Source organism: Nocardioides pacificus (assembly GCF_054775955.1).
This window is the reverse complement of sequence record NZ_BAAHCI010000015.1, coordinates 80479-99730: the sequence shown is the minus strand read 5'-3', so window position 1 is coordinate 99730 and position 19252 is coordinate 80479. Positions and strand designations below refer to the sequence as shown.

20 protein-coding genes are annotated in these 19252 nt (G+C 73.7%); 12 read left to right on the top strand and 8 right to left on the bottom strand.

All coding sequences use genetic code 11. The features are described 5' to 3' along the window. Nucleotides 1-30: 30 nt before the first annotated feature. The 5 genes from ACYU7L_RS19090 to ACYU7L_RS19070 are packed head-to-tail and all read left to right on the top strand — an operon-like array spanning nt 31 to nt 3296. A complete protein-coding gene (locus ACYU7L_RS19090; protein WP_460800083.1) occupies nt 31-804 on the top strand; it encodes an SDR family NAD(P)-dependent oxidoreductase in 774 nt (257 codons plus the stop codon). A gap of 37 nt (nt 805-841) precedes the next feature. Beyond that, complete coding sequence (locus tag ACYU7L_RS19085) at nt 842-1198, top strand: YidH family protein (RefSeq protein WP_460800081.1); 357 nt, start codon at nt 842-844, stop codon at nt 1196-1198. A gap of 2 nt (nt 1199-1200) precedes the next feature. Continuing rightward, nucleotides 1201-1560 carry a DUF202 domain-containing protein gene (locus tag ACYU7L_RS19080; protein WP_460800078.1) on the top strand — a complete coding sequence of 120 codons (360 nt, stop codon included), beginning with the start codon at nt 1201-1203 and terminating at the stop codon, nt 1558-1560. 37 nt (nt 1561-1597) lie between these two features. Continuing rightward, nucleotides 1598-2254, top strand: coding sequence for a hypothetical protein (locus tag ACYU7L_RS19075; RefSeq protein ID WP_460800076.1), 657 nt, complete (start codon nt 1598-1600; stop codon nt 2252-2254). A 37-nt stretch (nt 2255-2291) separates the two neighbouring features. Next, nucleotides 2292-3296 (top strand): CPCC family cysteine-rich protein, encoded by a 1005-nt coding sequence (locus ACYU7L_RS19070; protein WP_460800073.1) that lies wholly within the window; start codon nt 2292-2294, stop codon nt 3294-3296. A 19-nt stretch (nt 3297-3315) separates the two neighbouring features. On the opposite strand, the gene ACYU7L_RS19065 is transcribed toward ACYU7L_RS19070, so the two are convergent. Further along, nucleotides 3316-3936, bottom strand: a complete 621-nt coding sequence (locus ACYU7L_RS19065) for a TetR/AcrR family transcriptional regulator (protein ID WP_460800072.1) — start codon at nt 3934-3936, stop codon at nt 3316-3318. Next, the gene (locus ACYU7L_RS19060; protein ID WP_460800070.1) at nt 3936-5570 is read right to left on the bottom strand and encodes an AMP-binding protein; all 1635 of its coding nucleotides are present in this window, start codon (nt 5568-5570) and stop codon (nt 3936-3938) included. The genes ACYU7L_RS19065 and ACYU7L_RS19060 overlap by 1 nt, the downstream gene beginning before the upstream one ends. 132 nt (nt 5571-5702) lie before the next feature. Between ACYU7L_RS19060 and ACYU7L_RS19055 the strand changes: the two genes are divergently transcribed. Further along, complete coding sequence (locus ACYU7L_RS19055) at nt 5703-6887, top strand: acyl-CoA dehydrogenase family protein (protein WP_460800068.1); 1185 nt, start codon at nt 5703-5705, stop codon at nt 6885-6887. A gap of 229 nt (nt 6888-7116) precedes the next feature. Here the strand turns inward: ACYU7L_RS19055 and ACYU7L_RS19050 are convergent, their stop codons facing one another. Further along, nucleotides 7117-7512: a hypothetical protein gene (locus ACYU7L_RS19050; protein ID WP_460800066.1), complete on the bottom strand. Its 396-nt coding sequence runs from the start codon at nt 7510-7512 to the stop codon at nt 7117-7119. A gap of 55 nt (nt 7513-7567) precedes the next feature. Beyond that, complete coding sequence (locus ACYU7L_RS19045; RefSeq protein WP_460800063.1) at nt 7568-8476, bottom strand: LLM class flavin-dependent oxidoreductase; 909 nt, start codon at nt 8474-8476, stop codon at nt 7568-7570. Nucleotides 8477-8551: 75 nt separating this feature from the next. Here ACYU7L_RS19045 and ACYU7L_RS19040 point away from each other — a divergent pair, with 75 nt between their 5' ends. Then, the gene (locus tag ACYU7L_RS19040) at nt 8552-10135 is read left to right on the top strand and encodes an acyl-CoA synthetase (RefSeq protein WP_460800060.1); all 1584 of its coding nucleotides are present in this window, start codon (nt 8552-8554) and stop codon (nt 10133-10135) included. 234 nt (nt 10136-10369) lie between these two features. On the opposite strand, the gene ACYU7L_RS19035 is transcribed toward ACYU7L_RS19040, so the two are convergent. The 4 genes from ACYU7L_RS19035 to ACYU7L_RS19020 all read right to left on the bottom strand — a co-directional run bounded on the left by ACYU7L_RS19035 (nt 10370) and on the right by ACYU7L_RS19020 (nt 14719). After that, nucleotides 10370-11830, bottom strand: a complete 1461-nt coding sequence (locus tag ACYU7L_RS19035; RefSeq protein WP_460800058.1) for a hypothetical protein — start codon at nt 11828-11830, stop codon at nt 10370-10372. Between the two features lie 24 nt (nt 11831-11854). Next, entirely contained in the window at nt 11855-12931 is a 1077-nt protein-coding gene (locus ACYU7L_RS19030) for a hypothetical protein (RefSeq protein ID WP_460800055.1), read from the bottom strand. A 40-nt stretch (nt 12932-12971) separates the two neighbouring features. Next, a complete protein-coding gene (locus ACYU7L_RS19025; protein ID WP_460800052.1) occupies nt 12972-13820 on the bottom strand; it encodes an enoyl-CoA hydratase-related protein in 849 nt (282 codons plus the stop codon). A gap of 197 nt (nt 13821-14017) precedes the next feature. After that, the gene (locus ACYU7L_RS19020) at nt 14018-14719 is read right to left on the bottom strand and encodes a nitroreductase (protein ID WP_460800050.1); all 702 of its coding nucleotides are present in this window, start codon (nt 14717-14719) and stop codon (nt 14018-14020) included. A gap of 253 nt (nt 14720-14972) precedes the next feature. Between ACYU7L_RS19020 and ACYU7L_RS19015 the strand changes: the two genes are divergently transcribed. Genes ACYU7L_RS19015 through ACYU7L_RS18995 form a run of 5 tightly spaced genes read left to right on the top strand, consistent with a single transcriptional unit; the run spans nt 14973 to nt 19199 of the window. Then, a complete protein-coding gene (locus ACYU7L_RS19015; protein WP_460800047.1) occupies nt 14973-15617 on the top strand; it encodes a biotin transporter BioY in 645 nt (214 codons plus the stop codon). Nucleotides 15618-15621: 4 nt separating this feature from the next. After that, nucleotides 15622-16710: an AMP-binding protein gene (locus ACYU7L_RS19010; RefSeq protein WP_460800045.1), complete on the top strand. Its 1089-nt coding sequence runs from the start codon at nt 15622-15624 to the stop codon at nt 16708-16710. 22 nt (nt 16711-16732) lie between these two features. Continuing rightward, on the top strand, nt 16733-17917 hold the full coding sequence (locus ACYU7L_RS19005; RefSeq protein ID WP_460800043.1) for a thiolase family protein: 1185 nt from the start codon (nt 16733-16735) through the stop codon (nt 17915-17917). Then, complete coding sequence (locus ACYU7L_RS19000; protein WP_460800041.1) at nt 17911-18600, top strand: energy-coupling factor ABC transporter ATP-binding protein; 690 nt, start codon at nt 17911-17913, stop codon at nt 18598-18600. Before ACYU7L_RS19005 ends, ACYU7L_RS19000 begins: the two co-directional genes overlap by 7 nt. Beyond that, the gene (locus ACYU7L_RS18995; protein WP_460800039.1) at nt 18597-19199 is read left to right on the top strand and encodes an energy-coupling factor transporter transmembrane component T family protein; all 603 of its coding nucleotides are present in this window, start codon (nt 18597-18599) and stop codon (nt 19197-19199) included. Before ACYU7L_RS19000 ends, ACYU7L_RS18995 begins: the two co-directional genes overlap by 4 nt. The last annotated feature ends 53 nt before the right edge of the window (nt 19200-19252 follow it).

The following is a 19252-nucleotide window of genomic DNA, read 5'->3' as shown; positions in this document are numbered from 1 at the left end:
ACGCGGCCGCACCGCCCGTTGGATGGGGCCATGGGAAGACTCGAGGGACGCGTGGCGATCGTGACCGGCGGCGGCGACGGGATCGGCGCGGGCATCGTGCGCCGCTTCGCCGCGGAGGGCGCGCGGGTGGTGGTCGCCGAGCTCGACGAGGAGACGGGCCGGGCGACGGCTGAGGCGGTGGGCGGCACGTTCGTCCGTACCGACGTCGGGGACCGCGCGCAGGTCGAGGCGATGGTCGACGCCGCGCTCACGACGTACGGCTCGGTCGACATCCTCGTCAACAACGCCTGGGGCTCGGGCAACATCGGCCGGGTCGAGCACAAGAGCGACGAGATGCTCGAGGCCGGCCTCCGGGTCGGCTACTACGGGCCGTTCTGGGCGATGCGCGCGGCGTTCCCGCACATGAAGGCGCAGGGCTGGGGCCGGGTGGTCAACATGGTCAGCCTCAACGGCGTCAACGCCCACATGGGCTCGCTGGAGTACAACAGCGCCAAGGAGGCGCTGCGCACCCTGACCCGTACGGCGGCGCGCGAGTGGGCACCGACCGGCGTCACCGTCAACGCGATCGCGCCGGGCGCGAAGAGCGCGGCGTTCCGCCGGATGATGGCCGAGCACCCCGAGCTCGAGGAGGCCGCCAACCAGGCGAACCCGATGGGCCGGATGGGCGACCCCGACGACGACATCGCGCCGGCCGCGCTGTTCCTGGCGTCGGAGGACTGCCGCTACGTCACCGGCAACACGCTCTTCGTCGACGGCGGCAGCCACATCAACGGCGTCAGCTGGGCGCCGGACCTGGGTGACTGAGCTGGGCGACTGACCCGCTGACTGACACGCTGGGGGCATGACACGCGAGCGGTGGCCCGGCTGGGTGTACGACGGGGGCGACGAGCCGGACTACCGGTTCAGCTTCGCCAACGAGCGGACCTTCCTCGCCTGGATCCGCACCTCGCTGGCGCTGCTGGCCGGCGGCGTCGCCCTCGACGTGGTCGACCTGTCGATGTCCGACGACGCCCAGCGCGGCCTCGCCGCCGTGATGGTCGGGCTCGGGATGCTCTCCGCCGTCGCCGCCTGGGTGCGCTGGGCGCGGGCCGAGCGGGCGATGCGCCGGCGCGAGGCACTGCCGTCGTTCGGGTACGGCGCCCTGTTCACCGCGTGCCTCGTCATCGCCGCGCTGGTGCTGATCGCGGTCGGGATCTGAGCGTGAGCGACCCGGTCGCCCCCGGCGCAGCCCCCACCCGGGCGGGCGCACCGGCCGGCGCCGAGGGCCTGGCCAACGAGCGCACCGCGCTCGCTTGGCAGCGCACCGCGCTGTCGCTGATGGCCGCCTGCGCGATCATGGCGCGGCTCACCTTCGCCGACCTCGGCGGCGCGGCGTTCGTGCCGCTGGGGCTGGCGCTGCTGCTGGCCGGGTGGGTCTTCGTGGAGAGCCGGGGACGCTACGCCCACGACGCCGGGCTGCGGCCACGACCGCGGCGACGCAGCGGTCGGGCGCCGACGACGCTGGCCGTCGCCACCGTGCTGCTCGGCGCGACCGAGCTCGGGGCGCTGGTGCTGCGATGAGCTGGAACGGGCGAGGCCGGCGGCGCGTCTCATCCCCATGAGCATTCTTCGGGTCACCCTCGCTGTCACCCTGCTGGCCGCAGCGCTGGCGGGCTGCAGCGGCGAGGGTCCGGCCGGCCCCGGTGACGCCTCCTGCGCGTCGCTCTTGGAGTACGACGGGCACGAGTACTCCGGATTCGGCGAGCTCAGGCGCACCCCCGCCGTCACCGGCCGGGTCGAGCCCGGCTTCGCGCCTGGCTGCGACGACGGCAACGGCGCCGCGGAGAGCTACGACGTCGAGGTCGCCGAGCTGGCCGACATCTCGAGTGACCGCGCGGTGCTCGTCAACGGGACGGTCTACGTGCGGACCGACCTGGACTTCCCCGAGGAGATCCGGATCTGGTTCACGTCGCCGAGGTGTGTGGAGGACGGGCCGTTCGAGGTCGACGGCGACTGGCTCGCGGTGTCGCCCTCGCTGACGACCGAGCCGGCCGGCGCCCTGCGCGCGCCGTACTGGGTGGAGCTGAAGGTGTCCGCGGGACCGCGCCGCTATCTCGGGACCACGATCCGGGTCCGGGTGACTGCGGCCACCGATCCCGGGCTCCGCAACGACGACGCCCGGACCTCTCTCCAGGAGGGCGGTGGGCTGCGGGCCGACGTGACCTGCCGCGAGGGTCGGTTCGTGGCTACGGGGCTGAGCAGCACGCCGGGGTAGCCACGGAGCTGTCGCTCGACACGGCACACTGACACGCATGGCCTGGCCCTGCCCCTGCTGCGGACACCGGACGCTGCCGAGCGGCCCCGGGGACTACGAGCTGTGCCCGGTCTGCTGGTGGGAGGACGACGGCGGCCAGCTGCGGTATCCGCTGCGCAACGACGGGGCGAACGGCGAGAGCCTGGTGGTGGCCCAGCGGAGGCATCGGCGCGGGCGAGGACTCCTCCTGCGGCTCAAGGGCAAGACTCGCCGCCCGCGTCCCGACGAGCCACTCGACCCCGACTGGCGGCCGTTCGACCCGGCCCGCGACTGGACCGACCCGACGCTCGAGAGCGAGCGGATGCCACGCAACCCCGAGGCGCTCTACTGGTGGCGCCCCACCTATTGGAACGGCGACCCGGACACGATGCCGCCCCCGCCCCGGGAGGTGACCAGCGCCGACCGGCTGGTGGAGCGCCTGCGCCGCGAGCTGCCCGAGGCGGCCGCGGTCATCGAGAAGGTCGACTGGACGTGGGGCCGGGTCGCGCCGTTCCGGGTGTGCGAGGCGATGGGCGAGCTGGCCGTCGCCGCCTACCGGGGCGGGGACCCGGAGCTGGGCGACCGGATCGCAGCCGTGATGAACGGCGGGCTCGCCGACGAGGAGATCCTGGCTCCGATGGCCGTCCGCGAGGGCTTCCTCGGGCGGCGCGACTGGCACGATCCCGACCTGGAGCACGTCGTCGACCGCTGGCCCGCGGAGCTCGCCCAGGACCTGCGCCGCCAGCGAGTCGCGAGGGTCGAGGCCGATGCGGAGGCGCTCGTCCCCCACCCGTGGGTCGACATCCCCGAGGCTCTCCACGACCTCGCCGGCACCCACCGCGGGCGCCCGCTGCCCGAGGCGGTCGCCACGCTGGGCGCGGCGCTCGAGGCGCAGGGCGTGTCCCTCGACGAGCGCACGCTCACCGAGCTCGCCGCCCGCGCCACCGAGCCGGGCTGGCGGTGGCGCCACCCGATCCGCGCCCGCCGTACCCGCGACCTGCGCCACCTGCGCCTCGCCGGCTGACTGCCTCTGTCGCCGGCTCTCAGGCCCCCGGCGCCAACGCGTGTACGACGAGCGACGCGAGCTCGGCGTATGCCTCCGAGTCGGTCATCTCCAGCCGCTGGAACATCTCGCCGCGCTGGATCCCGAACATGGTGGCCGCGACCATCTCGGCGACGAAGGCGGCGTTGACCGCACGGAAGGCGCCGGCCTCGATCCCCTCGGCGATCAGCTCGCGGGTCCGGTTGGCGGCGGCGGCGGTGTTGCGACGGTAGACCTCGGCGGCGGGCGCGAAGTCGGAGAGGTCGTCCATGAACTCCCGCGAGAGCGGCTGCAGCTGCGCGGCGACCGCCTCGAGGTAGGCCACCACCCGCCCGGCCGGGTCGTCGACCGCGGCGACCTTGGCCTCGACGTCGGCGACGGCGGTGCGGAAGTACTGCTTCGCGACCTCCACGACCAGCTCCTGCTTGGAGGAGGCGAGGGCGTAGAGCGTCGTCTTGGAGCAGCGCAGCCGCTCGGCCAGGTCGTCGAGAGTGAACGCCGCGAACCCCTCGGCGGCCATCAGCGCCACGAGCCGGTCGAGCAGGTCCAGCTGGCGCGCCGTACGGCGCCGGCCGGGCCGGGCGGGGGGCCGGGCCCGGGTCGACGCTCCCGCGGTGGGCATCAGCCGCGGAGCTCGGCGGCGCGCCGGGTGCGCAGCTGGAAGCGCTGGATCTTGCCGCTGGGCGTCTTCGGCAGCTCGTCGACCACGTGCACGGCACGGGGGTAGGCGTGGGCGGCGAGCTTGGTCTTGACCCGGTTCTTCAGCCGGTCCGTGAGCTCGTCGGTGGCCTCCACGCCGGGGGCGAGCACCACGAACGCCTCGATCACCTCGCCGCGCAGCTCGTCGGGCACGCCGACCACGGCCGCCTCGGCGACGTCCGGGTCCCCGACGAGCACGCTCTCGACCTCGAACGGACCGATCCGGTAGCCCGCCATGATGATCACGTCGTCGTCGCGGGCGGAGAAGAAGATGTAGCCGTCCGCGTCGCGGGTGCCGGCGTCGCCGGTGTAGTACCAGCGGCCGTCGCGGCTGAACCGCTCGGCGGTCTTGCCCGGCGCGTCGACGTACCCGGTGAACCACATCAGCGGGCTCGCCGCGAGGTCGATCGCGACCCGGCCGAGCTCGCCGGGCGCCGCGGGCTCGTCGGCGTCGTCGCGCAGCACGGCGGCCGACCAGCCGGGCATCGGGCGCCCCATCGAGCCCTCCTTGAGCTCGCCGCGGACGTCGTCGTGCCAGCCGTTGACGATCGACATGCCGAGCTCGGTCTGGCCGTAGGTGTCGTGGATCGGGCAGCCGAGCACCCGCTCGCCCCAGCTGACGACCTCGGGGTTCAGCGGCTCGCCGGCGGAGCTCGCGCGGCGCAGCCGGACGCCCTCGGGAGCGGGCACGTCGGCGCTGCGCAGCGCGCGGAAGACGGTCGGGGCGGCAGCGAGGTTGGTGACGCCGAGGTCGGCGATGACCTGCCAGGTGACGGCGGGGGTGAACCCGGCCTGGAGCAGGATCGAGCGCCGCCCGGCGGCAAGCGGCGCGGCGACGCCGTAGTAGAGGCCGTAGGCCCAGCCGGGGTCGGCGGCGTTCCAGTAGACGTCCTCGGCGGTCACGTCCAGGCCGTACTCGAGGTAGACCACGAACGTCGCCAGCGCCTTGACCGGGATCGGGACGCCCTTGGGGGTGCCGGTGGTGCCGGAGGTGAAGAGCCGGACCAACTCGGCGTCGCCGGAGACGCGGACGTCCGGGGCATCGGCGGGCTCGTGCTCCTCGAGCAGCGCGGCCAGGCCGAGGTCTCCGCCCTCGGCCTCGCCGCCGGCCTGGATGACCTGCCACGCCGGGTCGGCGGGGAGGTCCTCGCCGGGCTCGAGCTTGGCGCGCTGGCCCGCGTCGCACACGACGTACTTCGCCTGGCTGCCGTCGAGGCGCAGCGCGATCGCGGGCGTCGCGAACGCGGTGAAGAGCGGCACGTGGACCGCGCCCGCGCGCCAGATGCCGAGGATCGCGGTGACGAGGTCGGCCGACTTGCCCATCAGCGTCGCGACGCGGTCCCCGGGGCGTACGCCGCGCGCGGCCAGCGCGGCGGCGAAGCGGCGGGAGCGCTCCCCGATCTCGCCGTACGTCAGGTCGAGCGTGGAGAGGTCGGGCTGCACGACCGTGAACGCGACGGCGTCGGCCGGGTGCCGGTCGCAGAGCAGCTCGGCGACCGAGAGGTCGGGGACGTCGAAGGTGGCCAGCAGGTCGGCGACGCGCTCGTCGGGAGTCATCGAGATCCTCCAGGGTGACAGTGAGTACCAGAATCGATACTGTGGATCTGTCAATAGTATCAATATGATGCGACGTGCGCCACACTGTCCCTTCCGCCGCTTCCCTTCCCCTTCTCCCTCTGCGAGGTGCCGATGACCGCCAGCCGCGTGCTGCCCACCGACGAGGCCACCGACCTGCTCCGCCTGGTGCGCGAGCTCGCCGAGCGTGAGCTCGCCCCGCGCTCCGCGCAGGCCGAGGCCGACGAGGCGTTCCCGCGCGACGTCTTCCGGATGCTCGGCGAGACCGGACTGCTGGGGCTCCCCTACTCCGAGGAGTACGGCGGGGGCGGGCAGCCCTACGAGGTCTACCTGCAGGTGCTCGAGGAGATCGGCGCGGTCTGGTCGAGCGTCGGCGTCGGGGTCTCGGTGCACGCGCTGTCGTGCTTCGGCCTGGTCACCCAGGGCACCGAGGAGCAGAAGCGCGCGTGGCTGCCCGACATGCTCGGCGGCCAGCTGCTCGGGGCGTACTGCCTCTCCGAGGCGCACGCCGGCTCCGACCCCGCGGCGATGAAGACGTCGGCGCGGCTCGTGGGCGACGAGTACGTGCTCAACGGCGCCAAGGCCTGGACCACCCACGGCGGGCAGGCCGACTTCTACAAGGTGATGGCGCGGACCTCCGACGACCGCAACGGGATCTCCTGCTTCCTGATCCCCGCGGACACGCCCGGCCTCTCCGCGGACACCCCCGAGCGCAAGATGGGCCTGACCGGCTCGACGACAGCGACGATGCGCCTCGACGACGTGCGGATCCCCGTCGAGCGCCGCCTCGGCGCCGAGGGCGACGGCCTCAAGATCGCGCTGGCCGGCCTCGACTCCGGCCGCCTCGGCATCGCCGCCGTCGCCGTCGGCCTGGCCCAGGGCGCGCTGGACCGCGCGGTCGCCTACGCCCAGGAGCGCGAGACCTTCGGACGCCGCATCATCGACCACCAGGGCCTCGGCTTCGTCCTCTCCGACATGGAGGCGGCCGTCCAGAGCGCCCGCGCCACGACCCTGCACGCGGCCCGCCTCAAGGACCGCGGCCTCCCCTTCGGCCGCGAGGCCTCCATCGCCAAGATGGTCGCCACCGACAACGCCATGAAGGTCACCACCGACGCCGTCCAGGTCCTCGGCGGCTACGGCTACACCCGCGACTTTCCCGTCGAGCGCTACATGCGCGAGGCCAAGGTCATGCAGATCTTCGAGGGCACCAACCAGATCCAGCGGATGGTCATCGCCCGCCACCTCGACAAGGCGCAGGGCGGGCGGATCGTGACCGACCCCGGGGTCGCGCTGGGGTGAGGTGGGGCGCTCGGCGCTCGGCGCTCGACATGGGGCGGGTGGGGTGCGTGGGGTGCGTGGGGCGCGTGGGGCGCGTGGGGCGCGTGGGGCGGTTCGTTTCACGAGTTAACTCGTGAAACGGTCACTTCCCACACGAAGGTTCACGTGGGAAGTGACAGTTTCGTGTGGCCAGTACGACGCGCCGCGGCGCCGGCGTCGCCCCGCTACCCCGTCCCGCTACCCCGTCCCGCTACCTCGTCCCGCAGTAGTCCTCATAGCCCTCGGCGACCTGACCCGGCCGGCAGTACGACCCCTGCGCCGCCCACGCGATCCCGCCGAACGCCAGCACCGCCACGAGCGGCACCACCAGCGCCACTACCGCCAGGGTCCGCGCCCGCATCCGCCGCACCACCGGCGGCAGCCACAGGGCCAGCGCGACCGCGAACAGGACGCCCTGCAGGATCCAGCCGCCGGTCACGAGGAAGTTCGCGGACGCACACGGCGAGCAGTGAGCCGGGCTGCAGCTGTAGTTGTTGGTGCAGTCGGTCATCACCGCGAACGCCAGCCCGAGGGAGCCGAGCGTCGCCAGGAAGCCGGTGACGAGCGGGCCGGGCACCCGCGCGAGGACGAGGAGGGAGGAGGTCACCCCACCACCATCCGGCGCGCCCACCCCGGACCGCCTGAGCACGCATGCTCAACCCTCAACCCAGCAGCGCCGCCACCCGCCGTACCTGCTCCACATCCGATCCCGTCGGGATCAGCTGCACCTCGTCGGCGCCCAGCGCCTCCAGCTGCTTGAGTACGGCGAGCAGCTCGTCGCCGGTCCCCGCGAACCCGGTCGTCGGCAGCATCGCCTCGACCAGCGCGGGGTCGATCCAGTTGAAGTAGCGGCGCAGATGCCGATCCACCTGCGCCCGTGCCCGCCCTTCTCCCGGCACCCCATCCCCTGGCACATCGTCGAGCGCAAACCACAGCGACGTCGTCAGCCGCGGCGCCGGCCGCCCGGCCTCGGCCCACGCCGCCCGCACCTGCTCGAAGGTCCGCTCCACGACGCCCATGTCGAGGTCCATCGTGATCCCCGCGATCCCGTCGGCCCACGCGGCGGCGCTGCGGATCGACTTCGGCCCGACCGCTCCGATCAGCAACGGCGGCCCACCCGGCTGCACCGGCAGCGGCCCCACCGGGCGACACGCATCCACGACCTGCTCACCCGCCCAGACCGACCGCATCACCGCCACCCGCTCGGCCGTGTCCCGCCGGCTCCGCCACGCCAGGTCGGCCCCCACCGCCGCGTAGTCCTCGTCGCGCCCGCCCACGCCCAGCCCCACGGTCAGCCGCCCGCCGCTGATCACGTCGCCGGTCGCGAGCGCCTTGGCCAGCATCACCGGGTCGTGCAGCTGCGGCACGATCACGGTCGTCACCAGCCGCACCCGCCGGGTCCAGGCGGCGCACGCGCCGAGCAGCGTCAGCGACTCGGGGTTGTCGAAGGCCATCCGCTCCCCGAACGCCAGCGACGCGAACGGCCCCTCGTCGATCGCCCGCGCCCACGCCTCCAGCACCTCTCCGGTGAGATCGGGCTCCATCACCGGCATCGTCATCCCTACGTCCATGGCGCCACTGTGGCAGTCCCAGCCCCCACTAGGGTGGACGTGACCCACGCCACGCCGCGCCCTCGAGGAGCCCGCATGCCCGAGCCGTCACCCGTCCTGCAGGCCCGCCAGCAGTCGCTCGGCGACCTCCCCCGCCGTACGGCGCGCAGGGTGCCGACGCGCACCGCGATCGTCGACGGCGACGTGCGGCTCACCTTCGCCGAGCTCGACGCGGTCGTCGACCGTGTCGCGGCGGCGCTCGACGCGGAGGGGGTGACCAAGGGCGACCGGCTCGCGCTGTTGAGCCACAACTGCTGGCAGTTCGCCGTACTCTCCTTCGCCACGGCCCGCCTCGGGGTCGTGCTGGTGCCGGTCAACTTCATGCTCGGCGGCGACGAGATCGCGTTCATCCTCGACCACAGCGGGGCCACGACGTTCGTCGTCGAGGCGGCGCTGGTGCCGGTGGCCGAGCAGGCGATGGCGGCCTCGAGCGGGTCGGTCTCGCTGCGCGCCGTGATCCAGCCCAACGGCCCCGCGACGCCCCCGCCGACCGGCTGGCACGACGTCCAGGCGTGGTGCGACAACGAGGGCACCCCGCCCGAGGTGCACGTGGCCGACGACGACCCGCTGCGGCTGATGTACACCTCCGGCACCGAGTCGCGCCCCAAGGGCGCCCAGCTGTCGAGCCGCTCACTGCTGTGGCAGTACGTCTCCTGCACCGTCGACGGGTCGATGAGCGCCGACGACATCGACCTGCACACCCTGCCGCTCTACCACTGCGCGCAGCTCGACTGCTTCCTCGGCCCGGACGTCTACCTCGGCGCCACCAGCGTGATCCTGCCCGGCCCCGACCCGGCGGCGATCCTGCGCACCATCGAGGCCGAGCGGGTCACGAAGTTCTTCGCCCCGCCGACGGTGTGGATCGGGCTGCTGCGCGCGCCCGAGTTCGAGACCGCGGACCTCTCGAGCCTGCGCAAGGGCTACTACGGCGCGTCCGCGATGCCGGTCGAGGTGCTCAAGGAGATCCGCGAGCGGCTGCCCGAGGTCGACCTGTGGAACTTCTACGGCCAGACCGAGATGGCGCCGCTCGCCACGATCCTCGGCCCCGACGAGCAGCTCTCCCACGCCGGCTCCGCGGGCCGCGCCGCGCTCAACGTCGAGACCCGCATCGTCGACGACATCGACGCCCCGGTCCCGGCCGGCACCGTCGGCGAGATCGTGCACCGCTCGCCGCACGCGACGCTCGGCTACCACGACGACGAGGCCAAGACCGCCGAGGCGTTCCGCGGCGGCTGGTTCCACTCCGGGGACCTGGGCTACCTCGACGACGAGGGCCGGCTCTACGTCGTCGACCGCAAGAAGGACATGATCAAGACCGGCGGGGAGAACGTCGCCAGTCGCGAGGTCGAGGAGGCGATCTACGGCCTCGCCGACGTCGCCGAGGTCGCGGTCTTCGGCGTCAGCCACCCCCGCTGGGTCGAGGCGGTCGCCGCGGTCGTCGTACCCAAGCCGGGCGCGACGCTGAGCGAGGAAGACGTGATCGCCCACTGCCACTCGGTGCTGGCGGGCTACAAGACTCCCAAGTACGTCGTGGTGACCGACGCCCTGCCGAAGAACCCCTCCGGCAAGATCCTCAAGCGCGAGCTGCGCCAGGCCCACGGAGACATCGCCACCGCCTGACCACCCGTTGGTCGAGCAGGTTGCGCAGCAACCGACGTCGAGACCCCACTCGCTGGTCGAGCAGGTTGCGCAGCAACCGACGTCGAGACCAACCGACGTCGAGACCCCCGACCAGCAAGTAACTGGAGGAGTTCACGCACCTGGTGCGTGAAGATCTCCAGTTACCCGCCGGTCGGGGCACCACGGCGGGGTCTCGAGACGCTCGCTGGCGCTCGCTCCTCAACCACCGCGCGCTCAGAACCGCCGACTCCCGCCCGACCTCCGCGACGACCGCCGGCTCGACCCGCCACCCGAGCTCCGCCGCCGCGACGAGGTCGACCCCCGCCCGGAGGACCCCGACCCGGACGACCCCGATCCGGACGACCCCGACTCCCACACGAACGACACCGTCTTGCGCTGCTTCGGCGCCGTCGGCGCGGCGGTCGGGGACGACGAGCGGAAGTCCTTGTCGTCGGCCCGACGCACCCGCTCGGCGGCCGGGTCGGCGAACCGGTCGCGCTGCCAGTACCCGTTGAGGTAGGGCCGGCTGGCACGCCCGAGGTCCCAGTAGAACCGCCGATCGCCGTCGATCCTCACCGTCCGCGTCGTCGGGATCCGTTTGGCCTCGACCTGCGCCCGGCAGTCGACGCACACCGGCACTTCCCGCTCGGTGCCGCGCGAGGGCGTGAACGCGTGGGTGTCGACGCTGGGCCCGTGGCGCGGATCGAAGAAGCAGGGCGGTGTGCGAGGCGGCACGGGCCGGCCGTGGCGCAGCGCGTCGAGGACCGTCAGCTCGTAGCGGGCGTCGGCCAGCCGGGTGACGACCCCCTCCACGTCGGCGGAGGTGGCCAGCGTGTCGAGTCGCTGCCGGGCTCCTTCGATGAGGTCCAGGATCGTGCGCGAGCGACGTGCCTCGTCGGAGTCGGCGGGCGCGGGCGGCAGTGCGGAGATCGTCGCGGAGAGCTCGATGACCTCCTCGTTGAGGGGCTCGCGCCAGGCGTCGGCGATGGCGGCGTCGGCCTGCTGCTGGGTACGACGCCGGCGCCACCACCGCAGCCCGCCGTACCCGCCCGCGCCCGCGGCACCGGCCCCGCCGATCCACGCCGCCCAGGCCCAGAGGTTGGCCTCCTCCTCGCCGGCCTCGGCGATGAACCGCTCCAGCATCGGCGCATAGACGGGCGCGCAGCAGTCGACGGCGCTGTCGAGCGCGTCCTCGACCTGGAAGAACGGCCGCTCCTCGGCGAACTGGTAGGCCGTGAACGACCGGCTGCTCTCCGGGCTGTCGGCGGCGACGAGTACGGCGTAGGTCCCGTCGACGCCGACCCGGTCGTAGACCTGCGCGACCAGCTCCTCGGGGGGATAGACGAGGTTGTCCTCCTGGTTGGCCCACTCGACGGGGTTGTCGATGACGAGCGACTCGGCCGGTAGCACGGCGATCCGCACCGGGCCGGCGGTGTCGGCCGCCGCGTCGTCGAGCTCCGCAGCCTCCGCAGCACTCAGGTCGTTTGCCTCGATGACCGCGGGATCGACGTACACCCCTGGCCGCGCGAGCTCGATCGCCACGTCGTCGAGGTAGCGGTCCGCGGCGCCGCCGTTGCGGGGGCCCAGCGTCGGGCCCTCCGAGGTCTCCGGGCCGGAGCAGTTCCCGAGCGCGACGAACGCCAGGATCAGCACCACGAAGGCCGGGGCGACGACGTTGGCCAGGTTGATTCTCATGCGGTGATCTTCATGCGGTGACTCTCATCCGGTGATCCGATCGAGGCAGGTGCGGCAGACAGGGACGGGGCGCTCGACACCGCCGGGTGGCGCCCAGCGGGCGTCGGTCACGGAGATCCCATGGGCGGGGTCGACGAAGCACGGCACCCGGCGCGGCGGCGGCGGATCCCCCGAGAGCCGGGCGCGCGCGCAGGCGAGCTGCCAGCGGGCGTACTCCACGACCTCGCCGATCTGGCGCAGCCCCTCGTCGGTGGTCAGCGCGTCGACGCGGCGCGAGGCGTCGTAGTAGGCGTCCAGCCCGGCCCCGACGTGCGCGGCGACCGCCGGGTCGGTGGTCGGGAGGTCCTCGCGGTCGATCTCCTCGCCGAGGCGGGTGACGTCCTCGCGGGCCAGCGCGGCGCGCTCCTCGACAGTGTCGTGCTCGTCGTCGTGTACGGCGAACGCCGGGCGGTAGTCGGCGGGGCCGGCCCAGCGCTCGTCCTCGCTGGGCTGCCGGCTCGACCGAGCGCCAGTCCGAGCGCCGGTCCGAGCGCCGGCCCGCGACAGCGCCCACCACGCCACGATGCCCCCGGCGCAGGCCCCGAGGATGACGACGACCAGCACCCACCCCCACGGGAAGCCGCCCTCCCCACCGGGAGCGCCGAGCCCGTCGAGCACCCCGTGGAGGATCTGGTCGACCTGCCCGAGGGTGTGCTCGTCGACCTCCTCGGCGACGATCGGGCCGACCCTGTCGTCGGTGCCGTAGGCCGCGCCGTAGGTCCCCGCTCCGCTGAAGCTCACGACGTACACGCCGTCGCGGCCCACCTCGTCGGCCACCCCGTCGACGAACGCCATCGCCTGCGCCGGGTCGCTGCCGCCGGGCATCGCGGAGAGCGCGGCGGCCGGGACCACCACGACGTACACGTCGTCGCGCCAGCCGTCGATCCGCTCCTCGAGCACGTCGACCTGCGCGGGGGTGATCGCGCCGCTGTCGTCGCTGAGGTGGACCGGGCCGTCGGCCAGCGCGGCGGCGGCCTCGGCGACGTAGTCGGTCGCGGCGGCCGCCGGGAACGCGGGGGTGAGGAGAAGCAGGAGGAGTACGACGAGCAGCCGGCGGGTCACGCGGCAGTACCTACCGCGCGGCGAGCCCGGCCAAACCGCGTCACCGGGCGAACGTCGGCTTCTCCTTGGCCACGAACGCCCGCACACCCTCGGCGAAGTCGTCGCCGGTGTAGACCGCGCGCAGCAACTCGTCGTCACCGGCCGGCTCGGCCTCGAGGACGCGGGCGCGGGCGGTCAGCTGCTCCTTGGTGGCGCGCAGGGTGACGCCGGAGGCGGTGAGCAGGCCCTCGACGACGGCGTCGACCTCGGCGGTGAGCTCGTCGGCGGGTACGACGGACAGGAGCGCGCCCACGGCGTAGGCCCGGTCGGCGGTCGTCAGCCGCGAGGTCAGCAGCATCTCCCGGGTCAGGGACTCGCCGAAGACCGCGGCACAGCGATAGACGACCGACGCCGACAGCGCGTTGCCGAGCGTGCGCGCGATGGGATAGCCGAAGCGCGAGCCCTCCGTCGCGATTCGCAGGTCGCAGTGCGTCGCGACCGCGAGCCCGCCGCCCACGCACACGCCCTCGACGGCCGCGATCGTCACCTGCGGCAGCTCGAACAGCGCCCGCAGCAGCTCGCGGATCGACCCCTCGTAGGCCACCGCGTCCGCCTCGACGAAGTCGGTGATCTCGTTGCCCGCCGCGAAGGCCCGCCCTCCGGCCCCGCGCAGCACCAGCACCCGTACCGACGGGTCCTCGTGCAGCTCCTCGCAGAGCGCGCGCAGCTCGGCATACATCGCCTTGGTGAACGCGTTGTGCCGCGCCGGCCGGTTGAACACCACCTCCACCACCCGGTCGCGCCGGGTGATCAGCAGCTCGGCGGCTGCATCGGACGAGGAGGCAGAGGAGGAGGCGGGCGTGGGCTCAGCAGAGGCGGGAGGCTCAGCAGAGGTATCAGGCGAAGTCACGCCAGCACCCTAGTCCCCCGCCCACCCCCGAGTCGGCGCAGTTTCACCCCCCAGTCGGCGCATCTTCACCCCCCAGTCGGCGCAATTTGTCAGCCCAGTCGGCGCAATTTCGCCGGCGAGGGCAGGTACGGCGTGAAGTTGCGCCGACTCGGCGGTGAAGTTGCGCCGACTCGGCGGGGAGGGGGCTGGGATCTGGGTCAGGCCCGGAGGACCGTCACCACGTCGGCCACGTCCGCGCGCGTCGTACGGAACGCGTTGACCGGGTCCTCGAGGTCGGCGTACCCGAACGAGACGGCGCACACCACCATCCGGTCCTCGGGCAGCTCGAGGAACTCGCGGACGTGGTCGGAGTACATCGCGATCGCCGCCTGCGGGACGGTCGCGATCCCGAGCGTGTGCGCGGCGTGCATCAGGTTGGCGACGTAGCCACCGCAGTCGATCGCGCCGTACACCCCCTGCTCGCGGTCGGTGGTGATCACCGCGACGTGCGGGGCGCCGAAGAACGTGTAGTTCTTCAGCATCTGCACCAGCCGCGCGTCGCCGTCGGCGCGGTCGATCCCGAGGCTCGCATAGAGCGCGTAGCCACCCTCGCGACGCCGCTCCTGATAGACGCCGGAATAGCCCGTCGGCATCGGCAGGTCCGAGGTCTGCGGGCTGGCCAGCACGTGCTCGGTGAGGCTCTTCGAGAAGCGCTGCGTCGCCTCGCCGGTCGTGACGTGGACCTGCCACGGCTGGGTGTTGCACCACGACGCCGTGCGCTGGGCGAGCGCGAACATCTGCGTCAGCTGCTCGTCGGGGACCTCGTCGGCGAGGAACGCGCGGCAGCTCCAGCGCTGGTCCATCAGCTCGGGGAAGGTGAGGGGCGCCGGGGCTGCGGCGGGGGCGTCGTTGACAGTCACACTGTCAGGGTACGACGTGAGGTGCGGGTCACACAGCCACTCTCGCTCAGCGGGTCCAGCGGGTGCCGAGAGTTTCTGACGGGCCACCTGACAACTTGCGCCGACTCGGCGGTGAAGTTGCGCCGACTCGGCGGTGAAACTGCGCCGACTCGGCGGGGTGGGCGGGCGGGTGGTGGAACTCACATGGCGGTGTCGGCTGGCGGACCTACACTCAGACGACCCTGCCGCCCGACTCCCCCTGAGGACGTCAGCTGTGAAGCTCTCCACCCGCAACACCCCTGGTACGACGAACGCCCCGGCCCCCGCGAGCGCCGGGCGCGACCTCGCGCTGGTCGCGATCTTCGCGGGCGTCATCGCGGCGCTCGGCGTGATCCCGGCGATCACGCCGCTCGGCGGGAGCGTGCCGATCACCGCGCAGTCGATGGGGATCATGCTGGCCGGCGCGCTGCTCGGCCCGCGCCGCGCGACGATGGCGGTCGTCCTCTTCCTGGCGCTCGTCGCCATCGGGCTGCCGCTGCTCGCCGGTGGGCGTGGCGGGCTGGGGGTCTTCGCGGGCCCGAGCGTCGGCTACCTCCTCGGCTGGCCGATCGCCGCGTTCGTCATCGGGTGGCTGACCCAGGTCGCCGGCGCGCCGTACCGGCTGTGGACCGGCATCGCCGCCAACCTCCTCGGCGGCGTCGTCGTGCTCTACGCGTTCGGCGTCCCCGGCACCGCGATCCGCACCGACACCAGCCTGTGGGCCGCGCTGGTCGCCGCCTGGGTCTTCATCCCCGGCGACATCGCCAAGGCCATCATCACCGGCATCGTCGCGCGCGGGGTGCACGCCGCCTACCCCGGCCTGATCCGCGAGCGCCGCTCGGCCAGCCCAGCCAGCACAGCCGCGAAGCCCGCCGCCTGACCACGTGACCGCCACGACCGCGCCGCCTCCGGTCGAGGTGCTCCTCGCCGCCGACCCGGTCCAGGCCTTCCTCGACGCCGATCGCGACGGCCGCGACGTCGTCCTCGCGACGTCCGGCACCTCGACGCAGCCGCGCCACGTCGTACGCACCACCCGCTCCTGGACCGACTCCTTCCCCGTCGTCGCCGACCTCACCGGCCTAGCCGCGGAGAGCCGGGTCTGGGTGCCCGGCCCGGTCACCGCGAGCATGAACCTCTTCGCCGCCGTCCACGCCGCGTGGGCCGGCGCCGCGCTGGTCCCGGCCCTCGACGAGGCCACGCACGCCCAGCTCACCCCCACCGCGCTGCGCGGACTCCTCTTCTCCAGCCGCGCCGCGCTGGCCGGCGTGAGCGTGCTGGTGGCCGGCGACAGCCTCGACCGCGCGACGTACGACGAAGCGGTCGCGGCCGGCGCGCGGGTGCAGCACTACTACGGCGCGGCCGAGCTGTCGTTCGTCGCCTGGGGTCCGCACGCGGGCGAGCTGCGGGCGTTCCCGGGCGTCGAGGTCGAGGTGCGCGACGGCGAGCTGTGGGTGCGCTCGCCGTACCTCGCGAAGGGCTACCTGGAGCCCGGCGGGCGGCGCCCCGGCGCGCACCGCACCAACTCCCGCCGGGCCCACTTCCATCGGGGCAGCACCGGCCCGCTGCGCACCGACGCCGACGGCTGGGCCACGGTCGGCGACCGCGGCGCGCTGGTCGACGACGAGTTTGGGGGCAGGGTCGAGGTCCACGGCCGCGCCGGCGGCATCACCACCTCCGGCGTGACCGTCCAGGTCTCCGACATCGAGCAGGTCCTGCGCGGCCAGGCCAGCGGCCAGGTCGTGGTGGTGGGTACGCCGCACCCCGAGCTCGGCGAGGTCGTCACCGCCGTCCTCACCCGGGCCGACGACTTCGCGACGCTGCGGACCGTGGCGCGCGCCGAGCTGTCGCCCGGTCAGCAGCCCCGCCGCTGGTATCACCTCGAGCGGCTCCCCTCCTCCACCGCCGGCAAGGTCGACCGCGAGGCGCTCGCCCGGCTGGTCGTCACGCCGGGTGCCGCGCAGCCGCTGGTGTGAGGCGCACTAGCGTGGCCCTGCCATGACCTCCGCCTCCCCAGACGCTCCCGTGATCGTCGCCGCTCTGCGTACCCCGATCGGCACCGCCGGCCGCTCGCTCGCCGGCATCGACGCCGCCGGGCTCGCCGCCCCCGTGCTCGCCGCCCTCGTCGAGCGCACCGGTCTCGACCCGGCGCAGATCGACGACGTGGTGCTCGGCAACTGCATGGGCCCCGGCGGCGACGTCGCGCGCGTGGCCTCCCTGGCCGCCGGCCTCCCCGTCACCGTCCCCGCGCTCACCGTCGACCGCCAGTGCGGCAGCGGTCTGGCCGCGATCGACGTCGCGGTCGCGATGGTCCGCGGCGGCGCGCAGGTCGTGCTGGCCGGCGGCGTCGAGTCGGCCTCCACGGCCCCCTGGCGCTCGTGGCCGCCGGCGACGCCCGACGCGGAGCCGGTCCGCTACGAGCGTGCCCCCTTCGCTCCCGCCGAGCTCGGCGACCCCGACATGGGTCTGGCCGCCGACCTGCTCGCCGAGGAGTACGACGTGAGCCGGGCGCGCCAGGACGCATACGCCGCGCGCTCCCACGCGCTGGCGATGGCCGCGCGCGACTCCGGCGCCTATGACGAGATGCTCCCCGTCGCCGGCGTCGCGCTCGACGACCGGCCCCGCGCGGGCCTCGGCGTGGAGCGTCTCGCCCGCCTGCGCCCGGCCTTCCGCGAGGGCGGCACGGTGACCGCCGGCAACTCGTGCGGCATCAGCGACGGGGCCGCCGCGGTGGTCGTCGTCGACGCCGCGGCCCACGAGCGCCTCGGCCGGACGTCCCCGGACGCCAGCGCCCCCCGCCGACGCCTCCCCGGCCTGCGCGTCCTCGCCACGGCCACCGCCGGCGTCGACCCCACCCGCCCCGGCATCGGCATCGTCCCCGCCGCCCGGCTCGCGCTCAGCCGCGCCGGACTCACCCTGGACGACGTCGACGTGGTCGAGCTCAACGAGGCCTTCGCCGGCCAGGTCCTCGCCTGCTGCGACGCGCTCGGCCTGGACCCCGGCCGGGTCTGCCCCGAGGGCGGGGCGCTCGCGCTGGGCCACCCGTGGGGCGCGTCCGGCGCGGTGCTGGTGACGCGACTCTTCTCCCAGCTGGTGACCCGCGGGGCCCCCGGTCGGATCGGGCTGGCCGGCATCGCCGTCGGCGGCGGCCAGGGCGTGGCGATGGTGGTGGAGTCGTGCTGATCGAGGTCGCGGGCGTCTCGCACTCCTACCCGGGCACGGGCACGCCGCGCTTCGTCGTACGCGACCTCGACGTGACCCTCACCGAGCACCGCATCGGCGTCGTCGGAGCCAACGGGTCGGGCAAGTCGACCTTCGCCCGGATGCTCAACGGGCTGATCGTGCCGAGCGCCGGCAGCGTGCGCCTCGACGGCCTCGACACCGCCAAGGACGGCAAGGCGGTGCGCAAGCGGGTCGGGTTCTGCTTCACCGACCCCGACGCCCAGATCGTGATGCCGACGGTCGGCGAGGACATCGGCTTCGGCCTGCGTCGCCGTGGGCTGAGCAAGGACCAGATCGCCGCCAAGGTGGCCGCCGCCCTCACGTCGTACGGCCTCGCCGGCTTCGGCGACCACCCCGCCCACCTCCTCTCCGGCGGGCAGAAGCAGCTGCTTGCGCTGGCGTCGGTGCTGGTCACCGAGCCGGACCTGCTGGTGATGGACGAGCCGACGACGCTGCTCGACCTGCGCAACGCGCGGCGCGTCTCCGAGGTCGTCGCGGGGCTGAGCCAGCAGGTCGTGCTGGTCACCCACCACCTCGAGCTGCTCGCCGACTTCGACCGGGTGCTCGTCTTCGACGAGTCGCGGCTGGTCTTCGACGGGCTGCCCGGCGAGGCGGTCGCGCACTACCGGGCGCTGATGGGATGAGCACGATCGGGCTCTACCAGCCGGGTGGCTCGGTGCTGCACCGGCTGCCGGCGGGCGTGAAGCTCGGCGCGATGGTGCTCGCGGGCATCGGCTCGATCTTCCTCGACACCTCCGCGCAGGTGGGGGTGGCGCTGCTGGTCGTGCTGGTGGGGTACGTCGTGGCGCGCTCGCCGTGGCGGGTCGGGCTGCGGCTGCTCAAGCCGGTGCTGTGGTTCTCGCTGCCGCTGGGCGCCTTCCACGTGATCGTGAACGGTTGGGAGCGGGCCGCGGTGGTGGTCGGCGTGATCGTCGTGCTCGTGCTGCTCGCCAACCTCGTCACGCTCACCACGCGCACCACCGCCCTGGTCGACGTGGTGGTCGCGATCTGCCGTCCGCTGCGCCCGCTCGGCGTCAACGCGGAGCGGGTCGGGCTGCTGCTGATGCTCGGCATCCGTGCCGTCCCGATCGTGGTCGAGCTCGCCGAGGAGGTGCGCGACGCCCAGCGCGCCCGGGGGCTGAGCGCGAGCCCGCGGGCGTTCGCCGTACCCCTCATCGTCGGGGCGCTGCGCCGCGCCGACGCGCTCGGCGACGCGCTGGCCGCCCGGGGCCTGGACGACTGAGCGGCCCCGCCCGGCCCCGCCCGATATGATGCGACGTATTGGCTGCGATCGGG

Coding starts and splice junctions, on each gene's coding strand:
- ACYU7L_RS19045 (WP_460800063.1), bottom strand. CDS start 8,476: ATGGACGTAGGGATGACGATGCCGGTGATGGAGCCCGATCTCACCGGA.
- ACYU7L_RS19065 (WP_460800072.1), bottom strand. CDS start 3,936: ATGCCCACCGCGGGAGCGTCGACCCGGGCCCGGCCCCCCGCCCGGCCC.
- ACYU7L_RS19075 (WP_460800076.1), top strand. CDS start 1,598: ATGAGCATTCTTCGGGTCACCCTCGCTGTCACCCTGCTGGCCGCAGCG.
- ACYU7L_RS19060 (WP_460800070.1), bottom strand. CDS start 5,570: ATGACTCCCGACGAGCGCGTCGCCGACCTGCTGGCCACCTTCGACGTC.
- ACYU7L_RS19090 (WP_460800083.1), top strand. CDS start 31: ATGGGAAGACTCGAGGGACGCGTGGCGATCGTGACCGGCGGCGGCGAC.
- ACYU7L_RS18995 (WP_460800039.1), top strand. CDS start 18,597: ATGAGCACGATCGGGCTCTACCAGCCGGGTGGCTCGGTGCTGCACCGG.
- ACYU7L_RS19035 (WP_460800058.1), bottom strand. CDS start 11,830: ATGAGAATCAACCTGGCCAACGTCGTCGCCCCGGCCTTCGTGGTGCTG.
- ACYU7L_RS19085 (WP_460800081.1), top strand. CDS start 842: ATGACACGCGAGCGGTGGCCCGGCTGGGTGTACGACGGGGGCGACGAG.
- ACYU7L_RS19055 (WP_460800068.1), top strand. CDS start 5,703: ATGACCGCCAGCCGCGTGCTGCCCACCGACGAGGCCACCGACCTGCTC.
- ACYU7L_RS19005 (WP_460800043.1), top strand. CDS start 16,733: ATGACCTCCGCCTCCCCAGACGCTCCCGTGATCGTCGCCGCTCTGCGT.
- ACYU7L_RS19040 (WP_460800060.1), top strand. CDS start 8,552: ATGCCCGAGCCGTCACCCGTCCTGCAGGCCCGCCAGCAGTCGCTCGGC.
- ACYU7L_RS19070 (WP_460800073.1), top strand. CDS start 2,292: ATGGCCTGGCCCTGCCCCTGCTGCGGACACCGGACGCTGCCGAGCGGC.